Genomic DNA, 4,219 nt, shown 5'->3' with positions numbered 1-4,219 from the left:
GAGAGGCGCGGGAACGGAGACACCAGGGACTTACGCAGCTTTGCGCAGCAGCTCCACGCCGACCGACTTCAACTCATCCACCACCAGGGACGCCACTTTTTCCAGGCCCTCCTGCAGGGCGGGAGAGAGGGTATAGCCGGGATCGAAGGAGGCGGGGATGATGCCGTACAGGGTGAGATCGCGTGGCGACGCGTCGCGCATCTCGCTGATCAGCAGCATCTCCTGCAGGCCGATCTGGTGCGGGGACATCTTGATAGGAAGCTTCTTCAGCTTGATCTCTTCAAGATCGAAACGGAAGATGTCGCCGGGCTCTCCCGCGACGTCAACCACATCGACCATGATGACCTTGTCGGCCTCCTCGATTTTGAAGCTCACCATGATGCCGAGCGTACCGCCATCGTAGAGTTCGACGTTGGGGGGAATTTCGTAGTTCTGCTCGAGGTGTCTGACGAAATGGACGCCGAAACCTTCATCCGAAAGGATCAGGTTGCCGGCGCCGTAGATGAGGACTTGCATGGGTTCTCCCTGGTAATGAATAACGCGAAGGTCCGAACGCTCCCTCCTCCGAAGGGGGGAGGCTGCGAGCGGGAACACTGTCGGCAAATGCCAGCGGCGGTTCCCCCTCCCTACCCCTCCCCCTTCGGGCCTGCGCGCTGGAGCGCTCCGGCCCGCAAGTGGGAGAGGGGACAGTCGGACCACTTCTATCCGTTATTTCTATAGATGCTGTTGTATATCCTGGCCCCCGCCCCTCCCGGCACAGGGAGGGAGGGGATGAAGAGAGGGGCGGGGCAGGAACTGTTACATCACCTTGACTTTGGTGATCTCTTTTCCTTCGGGATCGATGGTGTGCACCGCGCAGGCGATGCAGGGGTCGAAGGAGTGGATGGTCCTCAAGACTTCCAGCGGCTTGTCCGGCTCGGCTACCGGGTTACCGATCAGCGACGCCTCATAGGGACCGAGTGCGCCCTTGTCGTTTCTCGGCGCGGCGTTCCAGGTGGAGGGAACCACCGCCTGGTAGTTCTCGATCTTCTTGTCCTTTATGACGATCCAGTGGGACAGGGTGCCGCGCGGCGCCTCGTGGAAGCCGACCCCGCGGTGCTCGCCGGAGGGGATCTCGGTGTGGTTCGCGTAGGTCTTGTCGCCGGCGGCCAGGTTGTTGATCAGCTTGTCCAGGTTGTCCAGCGAGATGTCGGCCATCAGGTGCGCACGGGCGCCGCGGCAGTAGATGCGCCCCATGGTCGAGTGGATGTCGGAGAGCTTGATCCCCAGCTTGGAGACCGCGCCGTCCACCAGGTTCTTGACCTTGGCGTTGCCGGAGACGTAGGCCGCCATGATCTGGGCCGGCGGGCCGACCTGCACCGGACGTCCGTCCAGGGTCGGGGCCTTGCACCAGGAGTACTTGCCGTTTTCCTTGAAGTCGGTGTAGTCGGGCTTGGTCTCGCCGTCCCAGGGGTGCAGGGTCCCGGAACCCTCGTACCAGGCGTGGGTGACGTTCTCCTTGATGTTCTTGATCAGGTAATCGTCTCGGTGGTCCTTGACGGGGCGCATGCCGGCGATATTGCCGTCGGTCACGATGCCGCCGCTCAGCGCGAACTGGGTCCCCTTGGTGTCCAGCGGGAACTCGGGTACCGCCATGTAGTTGGTGACCCCGGCGCCGTACTTGAACCAGTCCTTGTAGGCGGCCGCGATGGCGAGCAGGTCCGGATAGTAGACCTTCTGCACGAAGTCCCTGGTCTCCTCCATCAGGGTCTTCATGTAGATGAGCCGCTCCATGTTGAGGGTGGCCAGGTTGTCGACGTTGACCGCGGTGGCCACGCCCCCCACCACCAGGTTCTGGATGTGCGGGTTCTTGCCACCCAGGATGGCGGTCGCCTGCGACGCCTTCCTCTGGTAGTCGAGCGCCTTCAGGTAGTGGGTGACCGCCATCAGGTTCACCTCCGGGGAGAGATGCATGGCGGGGTGCCCCCAGTAACCGGAGGAGAAGATGCCCAGCTTGCCGCCGGCCACGAAGGCCTTCAGCTTTTCCTGGGTCGCCTTGAACTCCTTCTCGGAGTTGCCCGGCCAGTCGGAGATGCTCTGGGCGATCTGGGCGGTCTTCTTGGGATCGGCCTTCAGCGCCGAGACGATGTCGACCCAGTCCAGCGCGCACAGGTGGTAGAAGTGGACGATGTGGTCCTGCACCGAGTGCTGCGCGATCATGATGTTCCTGATGTACTGCGCGTTGAGCGGCACCTCCACATTGAGCGCGTTCTCGACCGAGCGGATGGAGGAGATGGCGTGCACGGTGGTGCAGACGCCGCAGAAGCGCTGCACGTAGCTCCAGGCATCCTGCGGGTCGCGCCCCTTGAGGATCACCTCGATCCCGCGCCACATCTGGGCGGAGGACCAGGCGTTAGCGACCTTGCCGTCGTTGACTTCCACGTCGACCCGCAGGTGTCCCTCGATACGGGTGATCGGATCCAGCGTTACTCTAGTAGACATTTATCCCTCCGAAGGCAATTGATTTTGAATGGAAGCTTTGTACTGTGCGTCGGGAACCGGCAGTCCCAGATCGATGGAGTTGGTGCGCCTTTCCTCGACCGACTTCTTCGTCTGGTGTCCCGACGACTTGTGCTGGCCGTGGGCCCTCGGAAGCACCGGGAAGAGTGCCACGAACACCTTGTAACCCAAGATCTCCAGCGCCACGATACCGACGGTAATCATGACCTCGGCGAAGGAGGGGAAGTACCTCCACCCTTTGCCCGGGTTGAAGCCGATCAGGTAGACGTTGAAGCGGTAGAGCGCTCCGCCCAGCACGATGAGGGCGGCCGAGGTGAACAGCCAGCGCGGCGAGGTGCGCATCTTCTTGAAGAAGAGGATCAGCGAACCGGTGGCCACCAGCAGGAACTCGGTGAGGAAGAAGCCGGAGTAGAAATCACCCTTCAGCGCGGAGCCGATCTGCCCGCGGTGGGCCAGGTCGCCGACCACGACGCAGAGCCAGATCACCGTCACATACGGGATCAGGGCGGCCAGCCCTGAGAGTTCGTCCACCTCGTAGGGGCGCTGGAAGCAGTAGCAGGAGATGATGGACTCCAGGATGGCGATCGAGTAGCCGATGAAGATGCAGTTCAACAGGAACAGCAGCGGCAGGAAGCCGGTGTGCCAGAGCGGGTGCAGCTTGGTGGAGGCGATCAAGAGCAGCGAGCCCAGGGAGGACTGGTGCATGGTCGGCAGGGTGATGCCCAGCACGATGAAGAAGATCAGCACCTTGTTGATGCGGGGCTTCAGCCAGGCAGCGCCCAGGCGGACCGCTTCCAGCTTGTCGGTCATGCTCTTCGCATCCGGCGCGATGCGCGGGTGCAGCCACTCGCGCACCATGTTCATCCGCTCCCACTTGCTGTTCTCGATGGTGGTCAGGATGGCCGGGATGAACTCGATGATGAGCACCGTCGAGTAGGCCATGACACAGAGCGCCACCTCGAACATGGCGGAGTTGGCCTGCCACTTGGAGGGGATGAAGAAGTTGTAGGCGTTCCAGGGGCGTCCCAGGTCGACCATGACCGAGAAGCCTGCCAGGCCGTAACCGAACATGGAGGTGAGGATCGCCGAACGGATCAGCGGGTGGTACTGCATGCGGTTACGGATGTAGACCAGGATGGCCACCGCGTAGCCGCCGCAGGCGATGGCGGTGCCGGTCGCCACGTCGTAGGTGATCCAGATCCCCCACGGGTAGCCGTCGCTCATGTTGGAGACGGCGCCGATACCCTTCACGTAGCGCACGCCCACGAAGAAGAAGCCGACCAGCACCACGAGCAGGAGGATGAAGAAGGACTTGGTGAAGATCTTTCCTTCCAGTCTCTGATATTCGTCGTTGTGTCCCATCAGCTCTCCTCCTTATGGTCGTGGTGTTCGCCTTCCTTGCCGTGCTTCTTCATGTTCTTGACCGCGATGAAGCAGAGCGTGGAGTAGAGAGCGACCGGGGCGATGAACCCCTTGTAGATGGTGTGCTGGATCTTCTCGGAAAACTCTGCCGGCGCCTCCGCCTTGATGTCGGGAAGCCCCAGCTTGTTGAACGGCATGGAGGCCAGGTAGAGGTGGTTGGTGCCGCCCCCCTCGTGCTCGCCGTAGAGGTGCGCGATGTAGCGGTCGGGATCGTCGGTAAGCCGCTTGTGTGCCTCCTCCAGGAGCTCCTTCCTTTTGCCGAACTTGATGGCGCCGGTCGGGCAGGTCTCGGCGCAGG

At 62.1% G+C, this 4,219-nt stretch carries 3 protein-coding genes and 1 pseudogene; all 4 read right to left on the bottom strand.

From position 1 onward, the window contains the following. Nucleotides 1-30: 30 nt before the first annotated feature. Nucleotides 31-516 carry a HyaD/HybD family hydrogenase maturation endopeptidase gene (locus VJ604_RS08665; protein ID WP_324081609.1) on the bottom strand — a complete coding sequence of 162 codons (486 nt, stop codon included), beginning with the start codon at nt 514-516 and terminating at the stop codon, nt 31-33. 282 nt (nt 517-798) lie between these two features. Further along, nucleotides 799-2,481: a nickel-dependent hydrogenase large subunit gene (locus tag VJ604_RS08660; protein WP_324081608.1), complete on the bottom strand. Its 1,683-nt coding sequence runs from the start codon at nt 2,479-2,481 to the stop codon at nt 799-801. Continuing rightward, on the bottom strand, nt 2,482-3,861 hold the full coding sequence (gene hybB / locus VJ604_RS08655; RefSeq protein WP_324081607.1) for a Ni/Fe-hydrogenase cytochrome b subunit: 1,380 nt from the start codon (nt 3,859-3,861) through the stop codon (nt 2,482-2,484). After that, a pseudogene (locus VJ604_RS08650) lies at nt 3,861-4,219 on the bottom strand (hydrogenase 2 operon protein HybA); the annotation flags it as partial. The gene hybB and the pseudogene VJ604_RS08650, both read right to left, overlap by 1 nt.

Origin of the sequence: Geomonas sp. (assembly GCF_035254065.1) — a bacterium.
Classification (GTDB): Bacteria; Desulfobacterota; Desulfuromonadia; order Geobacterales; family Geobacteraceae; genus Geomonas.
The sequence above is the reverse complement of the archived record's forward strand: the minus strand, read 5'-3'. Positions and strand labels throughout refer to the sequence as shown.